Source organism: Blautia sp. DFI.3.45, from assembly GCF_020593505.1.
Classification (GTDB): domain Bacteria; phylum Bacillota; class Clostridia; order Lachnospirales; family Lachnospiraceae; genus Blautia_A; species Blautia_A wexlerae.
Window position 1 is genome coordinate 1 of the sequence record NZ_JAJDMI010000043.1, and the last position, 24633, is coordinate 24633.

General features: G+C 42.8%; 21 protein-coding genes and 2 pseudogenes. 22 read left to right on the top strand and 1 reads right to left on the bottom strand.

Translation table 11 applies throughout. The features are described from left to right. Positions 1-446: 446 nt before the first annotated feature. From LJE09_RS13335 to proC, 4 genes are all read left to right on the top strand, one after another. Positions 447-1073: a lactate utilization protein gene (locus LJE09_RS13335; protein WP_008706010.1), complete on the top strand. Its 627-nt coding sequence runs from the start codon at positions 447-449 to the stop codon at positions 1071-1073. 567 nt (positions 1074-1640) lie between these two features. Further along, on the top strand, positions 1641-2213 hold the full coding sequence (locus tag LJE09_RS13340; protein WP_227311443.1) for an MATE family efflux transporter: 573 nt from the start codon (positions 1641-1643) through the stop codon (positions 2211-2213). A 119-nt stretch (positions 2214-2332) separates the two neighbouring features. Further along, positions 2333-2779 (top strand): D-aminoacyl-tRNA deacylase, encoded by a 447-nt coding sequence (gene dtd / locus LJE09_RS13345; RefSeq protein ID WP_008706007.1) that lies wholly within the window; start codon positions 2333-2335, stop codon positions 2777-2779. A 132-nt stretch (positions 2780-2911) separates the two neighbouring features. After that, on the top strand, positions 2912-3706 hold the full coding sequence (proC, locus tag LJE09_RS13350) for a pyrroline-5-carboxylate reductase (RefSeq protein ID WP_195284365.1): 795 nt from the start codon (positions 2912-2914) through the stop codon (positions 3704-3706). 181 nt (positions 3707-3887) lie between these two features. Here the strand turns inward: proC and LJE09_RS13355 are convergent, their stop codons facing one another. Beyond that, a complete protein-coding gene (locus LJE09_RS13355; protein WP_227311437.1) occupies positions 3888-4343 on the bottom strand; it encodes a CYTH domain-containing protein in 456 nt (151 codons plus the stop codon). Positions 4344-4736: 393 nt separating this feature from the next. Between LJE09_RS13355 and LJE09_RS13360 the strand changes: the two genes are divergently transcribed. From LJE09_RS13360 to LJE09_RS18870, 18 genes and pseudogenes are all read left to right on the top strand, one after another. Then, positions 4737-5696, top strand: coding sequence for a phosphatidylglycerol lysyltransferase domain-containing protein (locus tag LJE09_RS13360; protein ID WP_118572427.1), 960 nt, complete (start codon positions 4737-4739; stop codon positions 5694-5696). A gap of 5 nt (positions 5697-5701) precedes the next feature. Beyond that, entirely contained in the window at positions 5702-8653 is a 2952-nt protein-coding gene (locus LJE09_RS13365; protein WP_227311438.1) for an MFS transporter, read from the top strand. After that, positions 8632-10320, top strand: coding sequence for a SpoIIE family protein phosphatase (locus LJE09_RS13370; protein ID WP_227311439.1), 1689 nt, complete (start codon positions 8632-8634; stop codon positions 10318-10320). Before LJE09_RS13365 ends, LJE09_RS13370 begins: the two co-directional genes overlap by 22 nt. A gap of 60 nt (positions 10321-10380) precedes the next feature. Then, entirely contained in the window at positions 10381-11817 is a 1437-nt protein-coding gene (locus LJE09_RS13375; RefSeq protein WP_227311440.1) for a M20 family metallopeptidase, read from the top strand. A 109-nt stretch (positions 11818-11926) separates the two neighbouring features. Continuing rightward, a complete protein-coding gene (locus LJE09_RS13380) occupies positions 11927-12487 on the top strand; it encodes a DJ-1 family glyoxalase III (RefSeq protein WP_055054178.1) in 561 nt (186 codons plus the stop codon). Positions 12488-12726: 239 nt separating this feature from the next. Continuing rightward, positions 12727-14013, top strand: coding sequence for a trigger factor (gene tig, locus LJE09_RS13385; protein ID WP_008705993.1), 1287 nt, complete (start codon positions 12727-12729; stop codon positions 14011-14013). A gap of 95 nt (positions 14014-14108) precedes the next feature. Then, the gene (gene clpP / locus LJE09_RS13390) at positions 14109-14690 is read left to right on the top strand and encodes an ATP-dependent Clp endopeptidase proteolytic subunit ClpP (protein ID WP_008705991.1); all 582 of its coding nucleotides are present in this window, start codon (positions 14109-14111) and stop codon (positions 14688-14690) included. 75 nt (positions 14691-14765) lie between these two features. Next, complete coding sequence (gene clpX, locus LJE09_RS13395) at positions 14766-16082, top strand: ATP-dependent Clp protease ATP-binding subunit ClpX (RefSeq protein ID WP_008705989.1); 1317 nt, start codon at positions 14766-14768, stop codon at positions 16080-16082. A 20-nt stretch (positions 16083-16102) separates the two neighbouring features. Further along, positions 16103-18415, top strand: a complete 2313-nt coding sequence (lon, locus tag LJE09_RS13400) for an endopeptidase La (RefSeq protein WP_008705987.1) — start codon at positions 16103-16105, stop codon at positions 18413-18415. Between the two features lie 57 nt (positions 18416-18472). Further along, positions 18473-19078, top strand: a complete 606-nt coding sequence (yihA, locus tag LJE09_RS13405; protein WP_118521322.1) for a ribosome biogenesis GTP-binding protein YihA/YsxC — start codon at positions 18473-18475, stop codon at positions 19076-19078. An 87-nt stretch (positions 19079-19165) separates the two neighbouring features. Continuing rightward, entirely contained in the window at positions 19166-20011 is an 846-nt protein-coding gene (locus LJE09_RS13410; RefSeq protein WP_025580712.1) for an energy-coupling factor transporter ATPase, read from the top strand. Further along, a pseudogene (locus LJE09_RS13415) lies at positions 20002-20847 on the top strand (energy-coupling factor transporter ATPase); the annotation flags it as partial. The gene LJE09_RS13410 and the pseudogene LJE09_RS13415, both read left to right, overlap by 10 nt. A gap of 227 nt (positions 20848-21074) precedes the next feature. After that, positions 21075-21878, top strand: coding sequence for an energy-coupling factor transporter transmembrane component T family protein (locus LJE09_RS13420; RefSeq protein ID WP_008705979.1), 804 nt, complete (start codon positions 21075-21077; stop codon positions 21876-21878). A gap of 118 nt (positions 21879-21996) precedes the next feature. Further along, complete coding sequence (gene truA / locus LJE09_RS13425; RefSeq protein WP_008705977.1) at positions 21997-22737, top strand: tRNA pseudouridine(38-40) synthase TruA; 741 nt, start codon at positions 21997-21999, stop codon at positions 22735-22737. A 326-nt stretch (positions 22738-23063) separates the two neighbouring features. Continuing rightward, on the top strand, positions 23064-23492 hold the full coding sequence (gene rplM, locus LJE09_RS13430) for a 50S ribosomal protein L13 (protein ID WP_008705976.1): 429 nt from the start codon (positions 23064-23066) through the stop codon (positions 23490-23492). A 17-nt stretch (positions 23493-23509) separates the two neighbouring features. Beyond that, a complete protein-coding gene (rpsI, locus tag LJE09_RS13435; protein ID WP_227311441.1) occupies positions 23510-23902 on the top strand; it encodes a 30S ribosomal protein S9 in 393 nt (130 codons plus the stop codon). A gap of 221 nt (positions 23903-24123) precedes the next feature. Continuing rightward, positions 24124-24273 (top strand): annotated as a pseudogene (locus tag LJE09_RS18865) (ParA family protein); the annotation flags it as partial. Positions 24274-24291: 18 nt separating this feature from the next. Then, entirely contained in the window at positions 24292-24567 is a 276-nt protein-coding gene (locus tag LJE09_RS18870) for a CD1845 family protein (RefSeq protein WP_173699513.1), read from the top strand. Positions 24568-24633 lie beyond the last annotated feature (66 nt).

Consider the following 24633-nt stretch of genomic DNA (forward strand, 5'->3'; position numbering starts at 1 on the left):
TTTGTTTTAATCTACTATATAATGTGTATAAAAATAGTTTTTCAGTGGCGTCCCTATAGAGGTGAGGGAATTCTTGCTACGGTTGTTAAATATATCCTTGCAGCTCATCTTTCCGGACATCAATGGTGTCAGGGAAAGAGCCCGGAATACTTCATCTGTATTTTTGTTTTTCAGATAAATCGGTTAGGTACTTCCTTATTCGTTAAGTATAGTCCTCTTTTATATGCCCATTTTATCAGAAAATATCACAACTTACCAGACAACAATTATGAATAAATCCTGAAGCAGAAAATAAAAATTCAGATTAAATGATTTTCTGCAAAATAAATATCTGGTATAATAGTTTATGAGATGCACAGATTTACAGTTATGTAATTTGTGTCTTATTATGTAAATTACGAACTGAGAAGTGGAATGTTAAATTTTATCAGAGGGAGGACACAACAATGGATGCAAACATGAAAAAAAGAAATGAACTTTTGGCAAAAACAGTGATTAAGGGACTGGAATCCCGCAATATGTCCGGGTATTATGCACAAGATAAAGAAGCAGCATTAAAGCAGGCCCTGGAACTAATCCCAAACGGAAGCACGATCGCCATGGGCGGATGCATGAGTGCACATGAGATCGGTCTGGTCAAAGCTTTGCAGGATGGAGAGTATAATTATATTGACCGCGCAAAGCTTGAACCTCGTGAGGGACTTATGGCAGCCTATGATGCAGATTTCTTTTTATCCAGTGCCAATGCAGTCACAGATGATGGTGTTCTTGTCAATATTGATGGCAATTCCAACCGTGTATCCTGCATTGCCCAGGGCCCGAAAAAAGTAATCTTTATTGTAGGTATAAACAAAGTCTGTCCGGATCTTGACAGTGCAATGAAGCGTGCCAGAAATGTGGCAGCTACAGCTAATGCGCAGAGATTTGATATCAAAACTCCATGTAAGGAAACCGGAAAATGCTTTAACTGCAAATCCCCGGATACCATCTGCTGTCAGTTCCTGATCACCAGATATTCCAGACATAAAGACAGAATCCATGTTATTCTGGTAAATGACACACTTGGGATGTAACCAAATCAAGTAAGTCCCTGGCTTCGATTGAACACAAATAATAAAAAAGAACAGTCTCATTGACGCATAATAAGTCAAAGGGGCTGTTCTTTTTTGGAAAACAATAGGTCTGAAAAAGTCAATATCTGTATCATGTAAATCAATACCGGAATGGTTTCTGACACAGAATCCTAATATAATATCCATGCGGCAGCAGACCTCTCTGGACAGATGAACCTGGTCTGCCAGTTCCTGCAGAGAGATGATGGATTCAAAATGCGTATTAAGATAGTTCAGCATCTGTTCCAGCCTTTCCAGTTCCAGCTAGTTGGCCGGAATAAATTTTGCAAAATCATTCTGGTGTTCGCAGAGAATCATACCGAAAATTTCACAGAGAAGCCCCTTAATCTTCAACTCATAACATAAGGTCTTCTGATCAAAGAGTGCTTCTGTTTCATTGAGCTTTTGAATTACAGTCCGGGTACATGAACTTTCGGAAGTAAGAAGGATGCAGGGGACAGCTGAATTCTGGAGAAAAGGGCGAAAACATCTGCGTTCCACATCACTTCCGTATTCGCCGCATATGAAATCCGGACGTGCCAGAAAGGTACTGCAGCAGTTGCAGGATATACCGCAGCATCGAAAGCAGACAAGCTTTCTGTACTGGTAAACAATGCAATGATGACCGCAATTTCCAACTATGTGGCTCAGAATTTTGGTGCAGGCAGATGGGACCGTATCCGTCAGGGTGTGCGTGCCTGTCTGATTCAGACAGAAGCATTTAACCTGATCATGTGTATTGGAATTCTGCTGCTGAGACATCCGATCGTAAGAATGTTTCTCTCAGATCCCACAAAAGAAATCTATCACTATTCAGATATGTATCTGACGATCGTAGCTCCCTTTTACTTTGTGCTTGGACTGCTGGCAGTATACCGTACATCCATCCAGAGCATGCAGAATGGCAAAGCACCTTTTGCTGCATGTATGATTGAACTGGTTATGCGAATCGCTGCAACAGTAGGTCTTTCCGGAATTATCGGATATACATCTGTATGTATTGCCAGTCCAATGGCATGGATCGGAGCCTGTGCACTTCTGATCCCGGTTTACTATAAGATGATGAAAGGAAATTGTGCAGCATTACTGAGAACGGAGTGACGAGTAACAAGATTTTGAGATAACAGCCGCAAGGTGACACTTTACAATGGAAAAACGGATAAAAATGTGCTATGCTATCTATCAACAGACAGAAATCCGTTGATTAAGGAGAGTGAATTATGCGTTTTGTAATTCAGAGAGTAATGCATTCAAAAGTGACAATTAATGGTGAAGTACGAGGCCAGATAGGCAAGGGCTTTATGGTTCTTATCGGAGTAGGAGAAGAAGATACCGTTGAAATCGCAGATAAAATGATCCATAAAATGGTTAATATGCGTATTTTCGAAGATGAAAACGGTAAGACAAACCTTGGCCTGAAGGAGGTGGGCGGAAGTCTTCTGCTTATTTCCCAGTTCACATTATATGCTGACTGTAAAAGAGGAAACAGACCTTCCTTTATAAGAGCAGGGGCCCCTGATATGGCTGAAAATCTGTACAAATACATAATTGCCAGATGCAAAGAACACATTGATATTGTCGAGCAGGGAGAATTTGGGGCAGATATGAAAGTGGAGCTTGTGAATGACGGTCCCTTTACAGTCATATTGGACAGTAATGAATTATAATTATCTGTAACTGTTCAGTATTTTACGGCAGATTGCTGGATGATTATCATTATCTATAACAAGAAAAAGATATGAAAAAAGCAGTTATAAATTATCAGAAAACAACAGGAATTGCAAGAGAGGAGCAGATTTATGAAAATCGGATTTATCGGATGCGGAAATATGGCTTCTGCCATGATCAGTGGTATGCTGAAAAAAGGACTTTATAAAAAAGATGAGATTATTGTTTCCAATCTTACAGAAGAAGGAAGCAAACGAAGCAGAGAAAAGCTGGGAGTGGTTACAACCCTGGATAACCATGAAGTGGTAAAAAACACAAAACTGGTTTTCCTGGCCGTGAAACCGCAGTTTTATGAAGAAGTGCTGAATGAAGTAAAAGATGAACTGACACCGGAACACACAGTTGTAGGCATTGCGCCGGGGAAAACTCTTGCCTGGTTAGAAGAAAAATGTGGACAGCCTCTGAAAGTGGTAAGAATGATGCCGAATACTCCTGCTCAGGTTGGGGAGGGTATGACTGGTGTATGTGCCAATGAGAAAGTATCGGCAGAAGAACTGGCTCAGATCTGTGAGATCACAGACAGCTTTGGCCGTACAGAAGTAGTTCCGGAGCGCCTGATGGATGCTGTAGGTGCTGTAAGTGGCTGTTCACCGGCTTATGTATTCATGTTTATAGAAGCAATGGCAGATGCAGCGGTAGCTCAGGGAATGCCAAGAAAACAGGCATATCAGTTTGCGGCACAGTCTGTATTGGGAAGTGCGAAAATGGTACTGGAAACAGGTATGCATCCGGGTGAATTAAAAGACATGGTATGCTCTCCTGCCGGAACCACCATCGAGGGAGTAAGAATCCTGGAACAGAAGGGATTCAGAAGTGCTGTCTTTGAAGCTCTGAATGGAGCTGCTGAAAAAGGTAAAAAGATGTAATCTCAGTAACTCTAAGGCTCTGAAAATCCGCTAAAACCATAAAAAATCCGCTCAAACTCGCCACAAAGCGGCTCAGACAGTGAGCGGATTTTTTATAACGCGAATTTCCAGAACCTAAGAGTTACTACAATTCCTGCAAATACATATTAACAGAACAATATTTCGGAGCTGTTTTATTTTATTATAAATTTCCCTGACTCAGACGACTGTTATGATATTTACCGGAGTTCGTAACATCTTCGCCAAACCATACGGGTGGATTATAACTGAGCGCCTGTTCTTCAGAAGAAAATTCCACTTCTGCGAGATAGAGTCCTTCATAAGGAGTATCAAATACATCCAGTTCAATGGTGAGTCCATCTTTTTCCGGGATAAGATAGCGGGTTTTGGAAATGAGGATTCCGTCAGCTTTTGGACGCATATGTTCATAGGATTCTTTGGTAAGTGGAAGATTATATTCCTCGCGGGTCATAAGACCTTTGGATTTATAGGTAAGATAGTAGTTATCATCCTCTTTGCGGATACGGACTACCGGTGCGGTGGATAAGTAACCCTGTTCCAGTCTGTGATGTGGATAAGAATTAAGATCTGCAGGCAGATTTTCTTTGGATACTAAAAATTTGCGTTCGATTTCCATGAGAAATGTTCCTCCTTAAATATGAAATGACAGTACAGTTTTATGATTATGATAACACTTATGGTGAGTATGAGACAAGAAAAATATGTGTGATATTGAGAAAATAGAACTTATGTGGTTACTGTTCACTGGTAATATCCCGCGAAGCGTTTTTTGTGAGCGAAGGTCACAGAAAACCCGAGATATCCTGACGATAGAATAGAATAAAAATATGGCTTTGTGGAATAGCTTCGCAAAGCCATATTTTTATTATAAAGAATGAATATAACCAACAACTTTAATATTATGTTGGAATATTTGAAAGATGGAGATATAATATTTGTAAGTGCGTAGCTGTAAATATTTCTCACGATCATAGCTGGAGATTATGCACTGATATTCAGAGGAGGCCGTATGAAATCAGATACAAAAAAATATTATAAAATACCACAGAAAATGCTGGAAATCTTCCTTGCGCGTGGTTATCAGGAACTTAGAGTGGAGGATCAGAGCCTGTTTGATCCGTATTATGACAGTATGAATGAACACTGGTCAGCCAACACCAGCTTTTTGAATTTGATTGGATGGAGAGATTCCTATCCCACCTACTTCAAAATAGCAGAAGGGCTTTTAATCAATATTACATATTTGAATACAGAAGGGTATCCGGTAGCTGTTCCGTTTGTAGGAAACTATACGGAGGAAAAGATAAAGAAAGCTATGCAGATCCTGAAGGAAGATTTTGCGGGATTTGATGCACAGCTGATCATTATGGATGTGGTTCCATGGATGCTTCCTTATTATGAAGCCAGCGGCATTCAGTTTGAAATAGAGGATAACCGTGATTATATGGATTATACCTTTACGCCTGAGCAGTTTCTGGCAGGTATGGATATGCAGGATGACCGTTACCGTTATAATTATTTCAAACGCAGATTTGCATATGAGACAGAAGAGATAACCCCTTTCCATCGGGAGGAGATCCGGGAATTTATGGAAAGGGAATGGTGTGGGGAGAAAACTTGTGAGGAGTGCCACTGTGGCTGCCTGCTCCGGGTGATCGACAATCTGGTTCCTGTTTTTGATAAAATCAGGATTAATGGAATCCTTGTAAGAGTAGAGGGAAAAATGGCAGGACTTTGTATTGTGAGCTGCCGTAACGGACTTGGCGTATATCAGTATAAAAATGCAGTTAACCGGATCAAGGGAATTAATGAGTATTTGTTGCGGGAAAGCTTTGAACGATATCTGCAGTCTGCAGATACGATCAATTACACAGAAGATATGGGAGTTGAAAATCTGCGTTATTATAAAGAGCATATGGCGCCTGCCCATACTCTGCTATCAAAACTTACATTAACAGAAAGAGGTTAAGGTGCATGGAACATAAGAGAAAAAAACAGTGGATTTTAATAATTATGCTGCTTTTGACAGTATGTTCTGTTTTTGTAGTGTATGCAGGCAGGGAATGGATGTTTACCAATCCTTTTAAACCTTATACATTTTCTTCAGTATCCTATGCATCCGGAGATGGGGATGGATGTACTTATGTGATTGATGATTCCAACAGGAAAATATTGAAAATATCTGCTGACGGAAGGCTTTTATGGCGGGCATGTGCCTCTGATAAAAGTTTTCTGAGTGCTGAGCGGGTTGTGGCAGACGGAGATGGGAATGTGTATCTTCATGATGTCCGTATTGAGCAGGGAGTTCAGATTGCCAGTGAAGGAATCGTCAAACTGTCATCAAAGGGAAAATATATATCAACGGTTGCTTCTGTAGAAGCAGAGAAGGGTAGTGTAAGGCGCAACATTGTGGGAATGGTACCCACCGAGCATGGTGTGATCTACATGCAAAAGGAAAAGGAGGGCATTCTGGTCAGTAACACAGAACAGGGAAGCTCGAAAGTTTTTTCTGTTGCTGATGCGCAGGACAGGATTTTGTGTTGTGCTTATGACAGAGACAGTGATAGCCTGTTTTATGTGACTTATGACGGTAAAATTTATAAATATACAGACAGCGGACAGGATGAACTGCTCTATGACAGTGATACAGTTGACGGAAGTATTCCGCAGGAGATCAGTTACTCGGATGGAGTGCTTTATTCAGCTGATATTGGTCTCAGGGATATCATACGGATACCCTGTGATATGGAAAATACAGGAAATACAGACAGACTTACTGTGGAAGAGTCTTTGAAGGAAAGAGAGATTGCATATCATGTGAGTGCACCGGGAACCCTGGTTTCCTCTACCAATTATTCTGTTATATTGTGGGATGGAGAGGACTATGAACAGTTCTGGGACGTTCCGCTATCAGGAAAACTGCAGGTATGGAACTGCCTGCTGTGGGCTGCCTGTGCAGTGATTGTCGCTGCTGTTTTGTTTTTTGCGGTGACTTTGTTAAAGATACTGGTAAAAAAATTCAGCTTTTATGCAAAGATTACCATGGCAGTCATAGGGATTATTGTGGGAGTTGCGGCTCTGTTTATTGGCACCTTGTTTCCGCAGTTTCAAAGTCTGCTGGTCGATGAAACCTATACAAGAGAGAAATTTGCCGCATCAGCAGTAACAAACAGACTTCCTGCAGATGCATTTCAGAGGCTGGAAAAGCCTTCTGATTTTATGAATGAGGATTACAGACAGGTCCGGCAGGTAGTAAGGGATGTATTCTTCTCGGATTCTGACAGTTCACAGGATCTGTACTGTGTACTTTATAAAGTAAAAGACGGAACGGTTACCCTGGTCTATACCCTGGAGGATATCTGTGTGTCCTATCCCTATGACTGGGAATATGAAGGCACAGATCTTCAGGAGGTTATGGAGCAGGGGGCTACAAAAACCTATGCTACAAACTCAAGCTCCGGAAGCTTTGTATTTATCCATAGTCCCATCCGGGATAAAAGCGGAGATATTATTGGGATTATAGAAGTCGGAACAGATATGAACAGTCTGACAGAGAAAAGCAGAGAGATCCAGGTGTCTCTGATCATCAACCTGATCGCAATTATGGTAGTATTTTTCATGCTTACCTTTGAGGTGATTTATTTTATAAAGGGAAGGCAGGAACTGAAAAGACGAAAACAGGAGGAAAACAATAGCAGACTTCCTGTGGAAATTTTCAGATTTATTGTATTTCTTGTTTTCTTTTTTACAAATCTGACCTGTGCGATTCTTCCCATCTATGCAATGAAGATTTCTGAGAAGATGTCAGTACAGGGATTATCACCGGCCATGCTTGCAGCAGTTCCTATATCTGCAGAGGTGTTATCCGGCGCCATTTTCTCAGCGCTTGGCGGAAAGGTAATACATAAGCTTGGGGCAAAGAGATCTGTTTTTGTAAGCTCTGTACTGCTTACAGCAGGACTTGGATTGCGAGTGGTTCCCAATATATGGCTGCTTACTTTAAGCGCCCTGCTTCTTGGAGCAGGCTGGGGAGTATTGCTTTTACTTGTCAATCTTATGATCGTGGAGCTTCCTGATGAGGAGAAGAACAGAGCCTATGCCTATTACAGTGTATCCTCCCTGAGCGGTGCAAACTGTGCAGTTGTGTTTGGTGGCTTCCTTCTGCAATGGATGTCCTATACAGCGTTGTTTGCTGTCACTGCAGTACTCAGTGTGCTGCTGTTTCTGGTAGCAAATAAGTATATGAGTAAATATACTTCAGATAACGAAGAGGAGAACTGCGAAACAGAAGATACACATATGAATATTGTTCAGTTTATCTTTCGTCCAAGGATTATTAGTTTTTTTCTGCTGATGATGATTCCGCTTCTGATCTGTGGATATTTCCTGAATTATATGTTTCCTATTGTTGGTTCTGAATGGGGACTTTCGGAAACCTATATTGGATATACCTATCTTTTAAACGGAATTTTTGTACTGATCCTGGGAACTCCTCTCACGGAATTCTTTTCCAACAGAGGATGGAAGCATTTGGGGCTTGCAGCAGCTGCGTTTATTTATGCAGCAGCTTTTCTGGAGGTGGCAATGCTTCAGAATATACCATCTCTTCTGATCGCACTGGCATTGATTGGAGTTGCAGACAGCTTTGGGATTCCATTACTTACCAGTTATTTTACAGATCTGAAGGATGTAGAACGGTTTGGATATGACAGAGGACTTGGGGTTTACAGCCTGTTTGAGAATGGTGCACAGTCTCTGGGTTCCTTTGTGTTTGGCTATGTGCTGGTCCTTGGTGTAGGCAGAGGCCTTATCTTTGTGCTGATTCTTGTGAGTGTGCTTTCAGCAGCTTTCCTGATCAGCACCACATTTGCAGCACACAGAGACAAAAAAGGAGGTCAAAGAGCATGGAAAAAAGACGAAAGCTGAATGTTGAACTGATTAAATTTCTCATCGGTTCCATGCTGGTGGTTGGGGTTTTAATGCTTCTTGGAAGTTCTCTTGTGAATAACAGACAGTATAGAAAACTCTATAATGATAAAGCGCTTGAAATCGCGAAGACGGTATCAGATCAGGTAAATGGAGATTTTATCGAAGAACTGTGTAAAGAGATAGATACGGAAGAATTTGAACAGATCCAGAAAGAAGCAGTAGCGGCTGATGATGAACAGCCGATCATAGACTGGCTTAAAGAGAAAGGCATGTATCAGAATTATGAGAGGATAAATGAATATCTTCATTCTATACAGGCAGATATGAATATTGAATATCTGTATATTCAGATGATCCAGGATCATTCCAGTGTGTATCTGTTTGATCCTTCGTCAGGTTATCTGACTCTTGGCTATAAGGAAGAGCTTTCGGAAAGATTTGATAAACTGAAAGGAAACGAACGCCTGGAGCCTACTGTGAGCAGAACAGAATTTGGATGGCTGTCATCTGCCGGAGAGCCGGTACTTTCATCTGACGGAGAAAAATGTGCAGTTGCCTTTGTAGATATTGACATGACAGAGATTGTCAGAAATACCATTCGTTTTACTGTACTGATGGTATGTCTTTGCATTCTGATCATCCTGGCTGCCGATATGGGCATATCCAGAAAAATCAAAAAGAGAATATCCAGGCCTATTGAACTGCTTACAGAAGCAACACACAAATTTGGCAATGGCGAGGAAGGGTATGATGAGAACAACATCGTAGATCTTGATATTCATACCAGAGATGAGATAGAAGAACTTTATCACGCAACCCAATCCATGCAGAAAAGTATTATTAACTATATGGATAACCTTACCCGGGTGACTGCTGAGAAGGAACGTATCGGAGCAGAGCTGAACGTGGCAACACAGATCCAGGCTTCCATGCTTCCATGTATATTCCCTGCATTTCCTGACAGAGACGAGATGGATATTTATGCGACCATGACACCGGCAAAGGAAGTTGGCGGAGATTTTTATGATTTCTTTATGGTTGATGACAGGCATATGGCGATTGTTATGGCTGATGTTTCCGGCAAAGGAGTTCCGGCAGCCCTTTTCATGGTTATCGGCAAAACCCTGATCAAGGATCATACACAGCCGGGCAGAGACCTGGGAGAAGTCTTTACAGAGGTCAATAATATTCTGTGTGAATCCAATGAAAACGGAATGTTCATTACAGCCTTTGAGGGTGTGCTGGATCTTGTGACCGGTGAATTCAGGTATGTAAACGCCGGACATGAAATGCCGTTTGTTTACCGCAAGGAAACCAACACCTATGAAGCCTACAAAATACGTGCTGGTTTCGTCCTTGCAGGGATAGAGGACATCGTATATAAGGAACAAAAGCTTCAGCTGAATATCGGAGACAAAATATTCCAGTATACAGATGGAGTGACAGAGGCAACGGATAAGGACAGGCAGCTGTACGGAATGGACAGACTGGATCATGTTCTGAATCAGCAGTGCTTAAGCAGTAATCCGGAAGAAACTCTGAAGCTTGTAAAGGCGGATATTGACGCTTTTGTAGGAGGCAATGACCAGTTTGATGATATTACAATGCTGTGTCTTGAGTATACAAAGAAAATGGAGAATCAGAGACTTTTGAATAACTGTTGATGCTGTGAAGTGAAGTGCGGATATGTGACTGGAAATATAAAAAAGAAAGCGGACAACAGAATGGATCATACAGACGAATACATAAAAGAAATCTCAGAAAAAATCGACAGTAAGAAAGGCTATTATGCTGAAATCAGCAATAAGATCTGGGAATTTGCAGAGCCCAGATTCCAGGAATACAGATCTTCTGAATTGCTGCAGCATGTATTAAAACAGGTAGGGTTTTCCATCAAAGCAGATCTGGCAGGAGAGAAGACTGCATTTATTGCAGAATATGGATCAGGAAAACCAGTCATAGCATTCCTTGGAGAATTTGATGCACTGCCGGGACTTTCACAGAAGGCAGATGCAGCAGAAAGAATTCCTGCAAATACTGGTAGTTGTGGTCATGGATGCGGCCATCAGCTTATCGGAACAGGAACTCTTGCCTCTGTCATTGCATTAAAAGACTTTGTGAAAGAACACAACCTGCAAGGCACAATCCGTTATTACGGCTGCCCTGCTGAAGAAAATGCAGGCGGCAAGGCCTTTCTTGTACGTGATGGCTATTTCAATGACTGTGACCTGGCTCTTTGCTGGCACCCGGAGCAGGGGCGGCGTGCATGCTACGGAAGTACCAAGGCAAATTTCAGAGTATTTTTTACATTCCACGGAACTTCGGCCCATGCATCCATGTGTCCCGAACTGGGCCGCTCTGCACTGGATGCAGTAGAGCTTATGGATGTGGGCGTAAACTACATGCGTGAACACATGATAGATGAGGCCAGGATCCACTATGCCATAACAGATACAGGCGGAGATGCCCCAAATGTAGTCCAGTCCAGGGCTCAGGTACTTTACGCTATCCGCGCCCCCAAAATCACCCAGGTAAAAGAACTCTATAACCGTGTATGCAACATAGCCAGGGGCGCAGCACTTATGACCGAAACCACCGTAGAAATCCGCCAGGTAGCTGCTTATTCCAACTTAATCTCCAGTAAAATCCTTGCAGACCATATGAATGCATATCTGGAAAAACTGGGTCCGATCACTTACACTGAAGAAGAATATGCCTACGCACAAAAATTCCAACAGTCCCTCTCAGATCAGGACAAAAATCAACTCCCCACAATTGCCCGGGACTACTTCGGCCCCAAAGCTGCTGAAGTAATGAAAAAACCAATCTTTGAGCCAATGGCATACCAGAATTTGTACAGTGATCTCAAATACTCCACTGATGTGGGCGATGTAAGCTGGCTGGTACCAACCGTCCATCTCAACATCCCAACATTCGCAGCAGGAACCGCCCTCCACTCCTGGCAGGCAGCAGCCCAGGGTAAATCTTCAATCGCCCACAAAGGAATGCTCTATGCCGCCAGGATCATGGCTCTCACGGCCATAGACTTCCTGCAAAAACCAGAGTTAGTAAATAAAGCCAGAGAAGAACTGACAGAAACTTTAAACGGTGAAACATATCCCGATCCATTGCCGAAAGACTTGAAACCAGAGATATGGTAGAAGCAGAAAGCTCCAAACAAACATTGTAACTCCAAACAAAAAATGCTATAATCCATTTCAGAAAATAGGATGAAACTTTTACAAAAAAATCAATCAGGAGGAACCCAAAATGAGCAAAAAAGTATACATTTTCCTCGCCGACGGCTTCGAAGATATCGAAGGCCTTACAGTAGTAGATCTTCTCCGCCGTGCCGGCATTGATATCAAAACTGTATCAATCAAAGAAACCAAACAGATCCAGACATCTCACGGTATCACCATGCTCACTGATACAACATTCGCAGAAACAGACTTCGCAGATGCCGATATGCTTGTCCTCCCGGGAGGAATGCCGGGAACCAAATATCTTGCAGGATACAAACCACTTACAGACCTTCTGACAGATTTCAACAGCAAAGGCAAAAAAATCGCCGCTATCTGTGCTGCACCAAGTGTATTCTCAGGTCTTGGATTCCTCAAAAACCGCAAAGCCACCTCTTATCCGTCCTTCATGGAAATTATTGCAGGAGACGGTGCCAAGACCAGCGAAGACAATGTGGTAGTAGATGGAAATATAACCACCAGCCGTGGTCTGGGAACAGCTGTAGACTTCGCACTTTCCCTGATTTCACAGCTTGAAAATGACGAAAAAGCAAAAGAAATCGCAGAATCAGTAGTATATACCCGCTAAATCGTCCTCAAACCCTTATTTTTATGCGAAAAAACACTAGCACTTTTGGATTTTTTGTGCTATACTGCTACAATGACTGTAAATATATAATTGAGTTATAGAGAGGTCTCCCGCTTCTGCAACAGTGGGAGCGGAGCTTAGACTTAAATATATAGAAATAGGTAAAAACTGTGAATGATATAACGCAGCTGAAAAACCAGTCGCAATCATAACCTGAAAATTAAGGAGGAACATGTAACATGAGTTTACAGGTGGAAAAAATGGAAAAAAACATGGCGAAACTTACTATCGAAGTTGCCGCTGAAGATTTAGAAAAAGCAATGCAGAATGCATACCAGAAAGCAAAAGGAAGAATTTCCATCCCTGGATTCCGTAAAGGAAAAGCTCCAAGAAAAATGATCGAGCAGATGTATGGCAAAGGAGTATTCCTTGAAGATGCTGTTAACGCTCTGATCCCGGAACACTACAGCAAAGCATTAGCTGAATGCGAACTTGAGATCGTTTCCCAGCCGACAATCGACATCACACAGGCTGAGCCTGGAAAAGCATTCATCTTCACAGCAGAAGTTGCTGTTAAACCGGAAGTTACATTAGGTGATTACAAAGGTGTAGAAGTACCGAAAACTGAAATCACAGTAACAGACGAAGACGTAGAAGCTGAACTCAAGAAAGAGCAGGAGAAAAACTCCAGAACAATCAGCGTAGAAGACCGCGCAGCTCAGTTAAATGATATTGTAACAATCGACTTCGAAGGATCTGTAGACGGAGTACCTTTCGATGGCGGACAGGCTACAGAGTATCCTCTGACACTTGGTTCCAACACATTTATCCCGGGATTCGAGGAACAGCTTGTTGGTGCTAAAGTTGGCGATGATGTAGACGTAAAAGTTACATTCCCTGAAGAATATCAGGCAAAAGAACTTGCAGGTAAAGAAGCAATCTTCAAATGCGCAGTTAAGAAGATCGAAGCAAAAGAACTTCCTGAACTGGATGATGATTTTGCAAAAGATGTTTCTGAATTCGATACACTTGCAGAGTACAAAGAGCATGTAAAAACAAATCTTGAAGATAAGAAAGCAGACGAAGCAAAACGTGCAAAAGAAGATGCAGCAGTAGATAAAGCAATCGAAAATGCACAGATGGATATTCCGGAAGCTATGCTTATGACACAGTGCCGTCAGATGCTTGATGATTTCAGCAGAAGAATGCAGTCCCAGGGATTATCCATGGATCAGTACTTCCAGTTCACTGGCATGACAGCTGACAAGATGATGGAAGACATGAAACCACAGGCATTAAAGAGAATCCAGACAAGACTGGTTCTTGAGAAAGTAGCAGAAGTTGAGAACATTCAGCCAACAGAGGAAGAAGTAAATGAAGAGATCTCCAAGATGGCTGAAGCATACAAAATGGAAGCTGACAAGTTAAAAGAATTACTTGGAGAGCGTGAACTTGAGCAGATGAAGAAAGACATGGCTGTACAGAAAGCAGTTACTGTTATCGCTGACGCTGCTAAGGAAGTTTAATTTTAAAGTAATCGAATTTTAAGAACCGGAAAGAGACAGGCTCAGATGTCTGCCTCTTTCGGAAAAAAGTCAGCCGCGTAAATGGAGGCGTTTATATGAGTTTAGTACCTTATGTCATTGAACAGACAAGCAGGGGAGAGAGAAGTTATGATATCTATTCAAGGCTTCTGAAGGACAGAATCATTTTTCTTGGTGAGGAAGTAAATGATGTGAGTGCAGGACTGATCGTATCACAGCTTCTTTTCCTGGAAGCAGAAGATCCTGGTAAAGATATTCAGCTGTATATCAACAGCCCGGGCGGTTCCGTAACAGCCGGCATGGCAATCTATGATACCATGCAGTATATTAAATGCGATGTTTCTACCATTTGTCTTGGAATGGCTGCCAGCATGGGTGCCTTTCTTCTGGCAGGCGGTGCAAAAGGAAAGAGATTTGCTCTTCCGCATTCCACTATCATGATCCATCAGCCATCCGGCGGTGCGCAGGGACAGGCAACAGAGATCCAGATCGTGGCAGATCATATCGCACAGACAAAGAGAACTTTAAATGAGTTATTGGCTGCAAATACCGGTCAGCCGATAGAAGTTGTTGAGCGTGATACAGACCGGGACAACTATATGACTGCTGAAGAAGCAAAGGCATATGGACTGATTGACGGTGTAGTCATGCATAAATAATGCGAAAGATAAGACTCCTGTGAATCGTCACAGGAGTCTTATTAGTTAGTATAGAGAAAGGACAGACATAAATTCATGGCAGAAAAAATGAGAGAAGGAAAAGTAAGATGCTCCTTTTGCCAGAAGACAGAAGATCAGGTAAGAAAACTGATCGCAGGTCCGGATGGTAAAGTATTTATATGCGACGAGTGCATTGGCATCTGCTCAGAGATCATGGAGGAAGAATTAAATCCTTATGATGACGAGGTTTTGAATTCTGATATTAATCTGTTAAAACCGGAAGAGATCCATGCAGTTCTGGATGATTATGTAATTGGTCAGGATGCAGCAAAAAAGGCTCTTTCCGTTGCTGTTTATAATCACTATAAAAGAATTCTTGCGTCAAAAAATTCTGATGTAGAGCTTCAGAAGAGTAATATTCTGATGCTTGGACCTACAGGTTCAGGTAAAACTCTGCTGGCTCAGACACTTGCCAGACTTCTGAATGTACCGTTTGCTATTGCAGATGCTACCACACTGACAGAAGCCGGATATGTAGGAGAGGATGTTGAGAATATTCTTCTCAAGATCATTCAGGCAGCAGATTATGATATTGAACGTGCACAGTACGGAATTATCTATATTGATGAGATTGATAAGATCACAAGAAAATCTGAGAATCCATCCATAACCCGCGATGTTTCCGGTGAAGGCGTACAGCAGGCACTTCTGAAGATTCTGGAAGGTACAGTGGCAAGTGTTCCGCCTCAGGGCGGCCGCAAGCATCCTCATCAGGAGTTTCTTCAGATTGATACAACAAATATTCTGTTTATCTGCGGCGGTGCTTTTGACGGAATCGAGAAGATCATTGAGTCCAGACAGGATACCAAGTCCATCGGTTTCGGTGCAGAGGTTTCTGTTAAGGAAGACAGAAATGTAGGTGAGATCCTGAAGGATGTAATGCCGGAAGACTTTATCAAATTCGGTCTGATTCCTGAGTTTATCGGTCGTGTGCCGGTAGTTGTAACTCTGGATGCGCTGGATGAGAATGCGCTGATCAGTATTCTGAAAGAGCCGAAGAACTCACTTACCAAACAGTATCACAGATTATTTGAACTGGATGGTGTTGAACTTGATTTTGAAGATGATGCACTTGAACTGGTCGCAAAGAAATCTCTGGAACGTAAGACAGGAGCCAGAGGTTTGCGTGCGATCATGGAAGGTTCACTGATGGATCTGATGTATAAGATTCCGTCAGATGACACGATCCGCAAGTGTACAATTACCAAAGATGTAGTAGATGGCACCGGTGAGCCGGAGATCGTCCGCGGAGAAACTCCTGCACAGGCGAAGACAGCCGGAAGCAGAAGAACGTCCCGGACACACAAGAAGGATAAACCGGAAACAGCCTGATGAAAGGGACTGAACAATAAATGACAAATCAGAATATAGTGCTGCCTGCGATCGCTCTCAGGGGGACTACCATCCTTCCCGGGATGATCGTTCATTTTGATGTGAGCAGGGAGCGTTCTGTCAAGGCGATTGAAGCTGCCATGCTTCATGACCAGAAGATTTTTCTGGTTACTCAGATTGATCCTGAGGTGGAATCACCGGATCTGGCAGGTGTATATCATGTAGGAACCATTGCCTATATCAAACAGGTTGTGAAACTTCCGCAGAATCTTTTGCGGGTACTTGTAGAGGGAACGGGAAGAGCCACACTTGTGAAATTTGAGCAGGAGTTTCCGTTTATCAGAAGTGAGATCACACCTGTTGATGAAGAAGAAATGCAGATGCCGGAACCAGTGATGGAAGCCATGCACAGAAGCCTTAAGGAATTATTCCACAGATACTGCATGGAAAATGGAAAAGTCAGCAAAGAGCTGGTAGCACAGATTTTAAATATAGATAATGTTGAGGAACTGGTTGAGCAGATTGCCGTAAATATTCCTTTATCTTATCAGAATAAGCAGAAGATTCTGGAGGCACTTACACTGGAGGAACGTTATGAAGTTCTGGGTGCAATCCTTGGAAATGAGATTGAGATCATGCAGATTGGCAGAGATCTCCAGAAAAAAGTGAAGGCCAGAATTGATAAGAATCAGAGAGAATATATTCTCAGAGAGCAGCTGAAACTGATACGTGAGGAACTGGGTGAGGATAATACTGCGGATGACGCAGAGGAGTTTAAGAAGAAACTCCAGGAACTTCAGGCCGGCGATGAGGTAAAAGAGAAGATCAGCAAAGAAATCGAGAGATTTAAGAATACCAACAGCAATGTATCTGAGAATGCAGTACTGCGTGGTTATATTGAGACCATGCTGGCACTTCCGTGGGAGAAGAAATCCACAGATTCTGATGATCTGAAAGAAGCATGGAAAGTACTTCAGGAAGGTCATTACGGTCTGAAAGATGTGAAGGAGCGTGTGATGGAGTTCCTTTCCGTCCGCAAACTGACACATAAGGGAAAAAGTCCGATCCTTTGTCTGGTAGGACCTCCCGGAACAGGTAAAACCTCCATTGCCCGATCGATTGCAGAAGCAATGCATAAGAAATATGTACGTATCTGTCTGGGCGGTGTGAGAGATGAGGCTGAGATCCGGGGCCACAGAAAGACTTATGTAGGAGCAATGCCGGGAAGGATCACTGCAGCATTACAGCAGGCAGGAGTGAGCAATCCTCTGATGCTTCTGGATGAGATTGACAAGACCAGCAGTGATTATAAAGGAGATACTTCTGCGGCACTTCTTGAGGTGCTTGATCCGGAACAGAACAGCAGATTTATGGATCATTATATAGAGGTTCCACAGGATCTTTCAGAAGTACTGTTTATTGCAACTGCAAACGATGTTCAGGGCATTCCGAGACCACTTCTTGACCGTATGGAACTGATCGAGATCGCAGGTTATACTGAGAATGAGAAGGAACATATTGCAAAGGAACATCTGATTCCGAAGCAGATGGAAGAGAACGGTATCGAGAAAGGTAAACTGACAATCCAGTCAGCGGCTCTTAAGAAGATCATCAACAATTATACAAAAGAAGCCGGAGTTCGAAACCTGGAGAGAACCATCGGACAGATATGCAGAAAAACTGCACGTCTGATCATGGAAGAAGATAAAAAGAAAGTTACAGTGACTTCAAAGAATCTGTCAGATTTTCTTGGAAAAGAGCATTTTAACTATCTTATGGCAAATAAGAAAGATGAGATTGGTATTTCCCGTGGGCTTGCCTGGACACAGGTGGGCGGCGATACACTGCAGATTGAAGTCAATGTAATGCCCGGCAAGGGTGAGCTGATGCTTACCGGACAGTTGGGAGATGTTATGAAAGAGTCTGCACAGGCAGGTATTACTTACATTCGTTCCATTGCTTCTGACTATAAAGTTGAGCCGGAATTTTTCCAGGAAAACGATATTCATGTGCATATTCCGGAAGGGGCAGTACCAAAAGACGGACCATCCGCAGGCATTACCATGGCAACTGCAATCCTTTCCGCAATTATTAAGAAGCCGGTAAGGGCAGACCTTGCAATGACCGGTGAGATCACACTGAGAGGAAGAGTTCTTCCGATCGGCGGTTTGAAAGAAAAACTTCTTGCGGCAAAATATGCTAAGATCAAAGAGGTGTTAGTGCCGGCAGAAAACAAACCGGATATTCAGGAATTAGATAAGGAAATCACAGACGGACTTACCATTACCTTTGTAAGTTCGATGAAGGAAGTGCTTAATAAGGCACTGGTATAAAATAAATGGTCAGTCAGTAAAGATTGACCATTTGTTGTGAAAAAAGAGAGGAAATCAATGGTTATTAAGAATGTATCATTAGATATCGTATGCGGTATTACCAGCAAACTCCCGGACACCAACAGACCGGAGGTTGCATTTGCAGGAAAATCAAATGTGGGAAAATCATCGCTGATCAACGGGCTGATGAACCGGAAATCTCTTGCCAGAACAAGTGCACAGCCGGGAAAAACACAGACCATTAACTTTTATAATATCAATGAAGCCATGTATCTGGTAGACCTTCCTGGTTACGGATACGCAAAGGTTTCACAGTCTGAGAAGGAAAAATGGGGCAAGATGATCGAAAGATATCTTCATACATCCAAAAACCTGAAGGCGGTTTTCCTTCTTATTGATATCCGTCATGATCCGTCTGCAAATGACAAGATGATGTATGACTGGATTCTGAACAATGGCTATGAGCCGATCATTATTGCAACGAAGCTTGACAAGCTCAAACGAAGCCAGATTCAGAAAAATATCAAAGCAATCAAAGAAGGGCTGAAGCTGAGCAAAGATGGCATTATTATTCCTTTCTCTGCTGAGACGAAGCAGGGAAGAGATGAGATCTGGGCTCTGATTGACGAGTTGACCGGACTGGCAGCTACTGAAGAAGCCTGAAAAAATAAATATTCGCTGTTTACTGACGGGATTCTTTTCCTGTGAAAATAAGCAGCAGACAGACAAAATACGAGGACAAAAAATATTATGGGAATTATCAAGGCATTCAAGCTGGGATTTGACTATCTCAAGTATGATGAAGATGGTAACGTGCAGGATACGCAGCGTGCTGTCAATGATGTAAACCTGGACATTGAAGCCGGACAATTCGTGGCTGTTCTGGGACATAATGGTTCCGGAAAATCTACTCTTGCAAAGCACCTGAATGCGCTGTTGCTTCCGACGGAAGGAACTTTGTGGGTAGATGGGATTGACACGTCTAAAGAGCCGGAATTATGGAAAGTCCGACAGAAAGCGGGCATGGTTTTTCAGAATCCTGACAATCAGATCATAGGAACTGTAGTAGAAGAAGACGTAGGGTTCGGACCGGAGAATATGGGTGTGCCCACAGAGAAAATCTGGGAGCGTGTAGATGAGAGCCTGAAAAAAACAGGAATGACATCCTATCGTTATCATTCTCCGAATAAACTTTCCGGCGGACAGAAGCAGAGAGTTGCAATTGCCGGTGTCATGGCAATGCGTCCGAAATGCATCATTTTGGATGAGCCAACTGCAATGCTGGATCCGAATGGACGAAAGGAAGTTCTTGAGGCAGTCAGTGACCTTAACAGACGGGAAGGAGTGACAGTCATTCTGATCACCCACTATATGGAAGAAGTTGTTCATGCGGACAAGGTATATGTTATGGACAACGGAGAAGTGGTGATGCAGGGAACACCCAGAGAGATTTTCTCACAGGTGGAAACTCTGAAAGAATACAGACTGGATGTGCCGCAGGTAACACTTCTGGCACACGAACTTCATAAAGCCGGAGTGGATGTTCCGGAGGGAATACTGACTACAGAGGAGCTGGTGAATGCCTTATGTCAATAGAATTAAAAAATGTAACTTATACCTACAGTCCGGGAACTGCCTATGAGATCCATGCGCTGAAAGATATCAATCTTTCTATTCCGGACGGACAGTTTATCGGAATTATCGGACATACAGGAAGTGGGAAATCTACATTGATCCAGCATTTCAATGCGCTGATCCGTCCAACTTCCGGTACGATCACTTATAATGGAGAGGATATCTGGGGAGAGAAATATGATCGTCGTGCCCTGCGAAGCGAGGTTGGTCTTGTATTTCAGTATCCGGAGCATCAGCTCTTTGAGAATGATGTGCTTTCTGATGTATGCTTTGGTCCCATGAATCAGGGATTATCCAGGGAAGAGGCAGAAGTAGAAGCAAAGAAAGCACTGCAGCACGTAGGTTTCAAGGAGAAAAATTTCAGTAAATCCCCTTTTGAGCTTTCCGGCGGACAGAAGAAAAGAGTTGCTATTGCCGGTGTACTGGCAATGAATCCGAAAATTCTTATTCTGGATGAGCCAACTGCAGGTCTGGATCCGAAAGGACGAGATGATATCCTTGACCAGATCGCAGAGCTTCATAAAGTAAGAGGGATTACTATTATCCTTGTATCCCACAGCATGGAGGATATTGCAAAATATGCGGAGAGACTGATCGTAGTCAATGACGGAGAAATCGCATATGACGATGCTCCCAAAGCAGTATTTGCTCATTACAGAGAGCTGGAAGCCATGGGACTTGCAGCACCGCAGATTACTTATATCATGCATGCGTTGAAGGAAAAAGGCCTGGATGTAGATGTAACTGCTACAACGGTGGATGAGGCAAAAGAGAATATCCTTGCAGTTTTAAGAAAATGTAATCCCGGGAAATTGTCCGGTGACAGACAATCTGTTTCAGACAGTCAGTCGAAAAAAGAAAATGCCAAAGCAGAAACCTTAATTAGTGAGATGGAAGCTGATCTGACTAAGGATGGGACGAAAGAGTCTCATTCAGATGTGCCTGATGAAGATTTAAGCATTCAGAAGGAAACAATGGATAAAAAGTCTGCAGAACAAGAAGAGAATGAGGGAGGGCAGGAAGTATGATCCGAGACATTACAATAGGACAGTATTATCCTGCAGATTCCGTTCTGCACAAAATGGATCCGAGAGCAAAGCTGGTGGGTACACTGGTGTTCATCATCTCTGTCTTTGTATTCCATACATTTCCGGGATATGCAGTGGCAACTATATTTCTGGCAGCGATGATCATTCTTTCCAAAGTTCCTGTGAAATTTATGTTCAAGGGACTGAAGGCAATCGTGATGCTTCTTATGATCACAGTGGTATTTAATATATTTCTGACACCCGGAAAGGTTCTCTGGCAGTGGGGAATCCTGCATGTGACAGAGGAGGGCCTGAAGCTGGCCGGAAGAATGGCCATCCGCCTGACGTATCTGGTGATCGGTTCTTCTCTTATGACGCTGACGACCACACCCAATCAGCTTACAGATGGTCTGGAACGACTTCTCAGGCCGTTAAATAAACTTCATGTGCCAATCCACGAGATTGCCATGATGATGTCTATTGCGCTGCGTTTTATCCCAATCCTTATGGAGGAAACCGATAAGATCATGAAAGCACAGATTGCACGTGGCGCAGATTTTGAAACCGGAAATATAATTCAGAAGGCAAAAAATATGATTCCGCTTCTGGTTCCGCTGTTTATTTCTGCGTTCAGAAGAGCAAATGATCTGGCCATGGCCATGGAAGCAAGGTGCTATCATGGAGGGGATAACAGAACCCAGATGAAGCCATTGCGTTATGAGTCCAGAGACTACATTTCCTATGTGGTGATGTGGGCTTATCTGGGAATCGCCATTGTTTTCAGAATTGTGGGAATCTGAGAAAGTACTGATATAATTTATAAAGATATTTTATATGCTGTAATCCGGTAGGAAAGGATTACAGCATATTGTTTATTTTGTTATAACAAAAGTTTTCAATTTTTATGGAGGAAAACAGATGAAAAGAATTGGTCTTGTAGTTGCATATGACGGCACAAACTATTGCGGCTGGCAGACACAGCCAAACGGGATTACTGTACAGGGGGTATTAAATGATACATTGTCCGAGCTTCTTGGCGAGAAGATAGAAACGATCGGTGCAAGCCGTACAGACGCAGGGGTTCATGCCATGGGAAACGTGGCAGTATTTGACACCAACACACGCATTCCCGGGGAAAAGATTTCCTATGCACTGAACCAGCGTCTTCCGGAAGATATCCGCATTCAGCTCTCTGAAGAAGTAGAACCGGATTTCCATCCCCGTTATTGCGACAGCGAAAAAACATACGAATACCGCATCCTGAATCGCAAATTCCCGGTTCCGACAGAGCGCTTATACACCTATTTCTACCACTACAAACTGGATGTAGATAAGATGAAAGCAGCAACCTCATACCTGATCGGACAGCATGATTTTGCTTCTTTCTGCGGTGCAAAAGCGCAGGTAAAAACAACTATCCGTACAGTGACAGGAATTGATGTATGGCGTGACGGAGATATCGTAACCATACGTGTAACAGGAACAGGATTCCTCTACAACATGGTACGAATCATCTCCGGAACTCTGATCGAAGTAGGAAACGGACAGTATCCGCCTGAGAGAGTAAAGACAATTCTGGAAGCCTGCAACCGTGAAATGGCAGGTCCGACTGCACCGGCGCAGGGACTGACACTGATGGGGATTGAATTTTTTGATTGATAGTCAGGAGGAGAAAATCATCCGTTTCGATAATTGCCGGTGGGATAACTGATCAACAGTTTTTTTGATGAAAAACAAAAAACGGGGGAGTAACGAAAAAAGTTGAAAAAACGACACAAAACCTATTGACAGAACAGAACCCTTATAATATAATAACCAAATGTGACGTAGTGCGAGATGCTTAAGCCAAATAGCCCAGGCGAAAGTATTTATCAGCGGTTTCGGACATTTCCGCATTTTTAGCACCGGCGTTTCCAATAACTTATATTCGCGGGAAATTCCGCGGTTAATTAAACTATCGTTGATAAATAACAGGAGGTAAAACCATGCAGACTTATATGGCTAATCCAGATAAAATCGAAAGAAAATGGTATGTAGTTGACGCTGATGGATGTACTCTTGGCCGTCTGGCATCCGGAGTAGCAAGCGTTTTAAGAGGAAAAAATAAACCACAGTTTACACCACACGTAGACACAGGTGATTATGTAATCATCGTAAACGCTGACAAGATCAAAGTTACAGGTAAGAAATTAGAGCAGAAAATCTACTACAATCACTCCGATTATGTAGGTGGAATGAGAGAAACCACATTAAAAGAAATGTTAGCAAAGAAACCTGAGAGAGTTATCGAGCTCGCAGTTAAAGGTATGCTTCCAAAAGGACCTTTAGGAAGAAGCATGTACACAAAACTTTTCGTATATGCAGGACCGGAACACAAACATGAAGCTCAGAAACCAGAAGCTTTAACATTTTAATTAGGAGGTAGAAAACATTGGCTAACGCAAAATTCTACGGAACAGGAAGAAGAAAAAAATCAATCGCAAGAGTTTATCTTGTACCTGGAACCGGTAAGATCACAATCAATAAAAGAGATATCGATGAATATTTTGGATTAGATACACTGAAAGTTATCGTTCGTCAGCCTTTAGCTGCAACAGAAACAGAAGGCAAATTTGATGTATTAGTTAACGTTCATGGCGGTGGATACACAGGACAGGCTGGTGCCATCAGACATGGTGTTGCAAGAGCCCTTCTTCAGGCAGACAACGACTACAGACCAGTTCTGAAAGCTGCTGGATTCTTAACTCGTGACCCACGTATGAAAGAACGTAAGAAATACGGTCTCAAAGCAGCTCGTCGCGCTCCGCAGTTCAGCAAGCGATAATCGACTGCTCAGACTATATCAAAATGGTTCAAAAACCCCGGAAAATCAAGGTTTTCCGGGGTTTTCTTATACCTAAACGGGCTGATATAGTTTGACCTCATTTGACCAAACGAGAGCCGTTTTCACTCAATTTTTAGGTTAAATATAGGACAACCGGCAAAAATGGGGTCAAAAAACGGCCTTAGTGGAAATAGGACAACCAGAAAGGGTGCTATGTGCCAGTGGCACATGTTCAGCACCGACCGGAGCGGGAGCGGAGAAGCGTTGGCAAAACAACAACCTGTGCGAACTTGGGAATAGGTCTGGCACAGGCCGGAAAGAAAGTGCTTTTAATCGACGGGGACCCACAAGGAAGCCTGACAATCAGCTTGGTTTTGAAATGTTTGCTGATGATTGTAACTGCATCGGTCATTTGGGTGTTGACGCTTTTTGTCTGGCTCTGCATGGGGCTGATCTACATATCCGGTCTGGTGCTTGGTCTGCTCAGCACGGTAATTGCTCTGCTTGGCGTGGCTGTGCTGATTACCTATTCCCCGCAGAATGGTGCAATTTTGCTGGTTATGGCATTTTTGATTAGCCCGATGGGACTGCCGCTGGCTGCGATCTGGCTGCTGGGCAAGGTGCAGAGTTTGAAATTTGCGATCCAGGATTGGGCGTATGGGTAAATGATGTGAATATAATTTGGAATGAAAAAGAAGCAGGACAATGGGAGATGAGACCCAATGCCCTGC

Bases quoted from the DNA above. Each gene is read 5' to 3' on its own strand.
- LJE09_RS13335 (WP_008706010.1), top strand. From the start codon at position 447: ATGGATGCAAACATGAAAAAAAGAAATGAACTTTTGGCAAAAACAGTG.
- dtd (WP_008706007.1), top strand. From the start codon at position 2,333: ATGCGTTTTGTAATTCAGAGAGTAATGCATTCAAAAGTGACAATTAAT.
- proC (WP_195284365.1), top strand. From the start codon at position 2,912: ATGAAAATCGGATTTATCGGATGCGGAAATATGGCTTCTGCCATGATC.
- LJE09_RS13355 (WP_227311437.1), bottom strand. From the start codon at position 4,343: ATGGAAATCGAACGCAAATTTTTAGTATCCAAAGAAAATCTGCCTGCA.
- LJE09_RS13360 (WP_118572427.1), top strand. From the start codon at position 4,737: ATGAAATCAGATACAAAAAAATATTATAAAATACCACAGAAAATGCTG.
- LJE09_RS13365 (WP_227311438.1), top strand. From the start codon at position 5,702: ATGGAACATAAGAGAAAAAAACAGTGGATTTTAATAATTATGCTGCTT.
- LJE09_RS13370 (WP_227311439.1), top strand. From the start codon at position 8,632: ATGGAAAAAAGACGAAAGCTGAATGTTGAACTGATTAAATTTCTCATC.
- LJE09_RS13375 (WP_227311440.1), top strand. From the start codon at position 10,381: ATGGATCATACAGACGAATACATAAAAGAAATCTCAGAAAAAATCGAC.
- LJE09_RS13380 (WP_055054178.1), top strand. From the start codon at position 11,927: ATGAGCAAAAAAGTATACATTTTCCTCGCCGACGGCTTCGAAGATATC.
- tig (WP_008705993.1), top strand. From the start codon at position 12,727: ATGAGTTTACAGGTGGAAAAAATGGAAAAAAACATGGCGAAACTTACT.
- clpP (WP_008705991.1), top strand. From the start codon at position 14,109: ATGAGTTTAGTACCTTATGTCATTGAACAGACAAGCAGGGGAGAGAGA.
- clpX (WP_008705989.1), top strand. From the start codon at position 14,766: ATGGCAGAAAAAATGAGAGAAGGAAAAGTAAGATGCTCCTTTTGCCAG.
- lon (WP_008705987.1), top strand. From the start codon at position 16,103: ATGACAAATCAGAATATAGTGCTGCCTGCGATCGCTCTCAGGGGGACT.
- yihA (WP_118521322.1), top strand. From the start codon at position 18,473: ATGGTTATTAAGAATGTATCATTAGATATCGTATGCGGTATTACCAGC.
- LJE09_RS13410 (WP_025580712.1), top strand. From the start codon at position 19,166: ATGGGAATTATCAAGGCATTCAAGCTGGGATTTGACTATCTCAAGTAT.
- LJE09_RS13420 (WP_008705979.1), top strand. From the start codon at position 21,075: ATGATCCGAGACATTACAATAGGACAGTATTATCCTGCAGATTCCGTT.
- truA (WP_008705977.1), top strand. From the start codon at position 21,997: ATGAAAAGAATTGGTCTTGTAGTTGCATATGACGGCACAAACTATTGC.
- rplM (WP_008705976.1), top strand. From the start codon at position 23,064: ATGCAGACTTATATGGCTAATCCAGATAAAATCGAAAGAAAATGGTAT.
- LJE09_RS18870 (WP_173699513.1), top strand. From the start codon at position 24,292: ATGATTGTAACTGCATCGGTCATTTGGGTGTTGACGCTTTTTGTCTGG.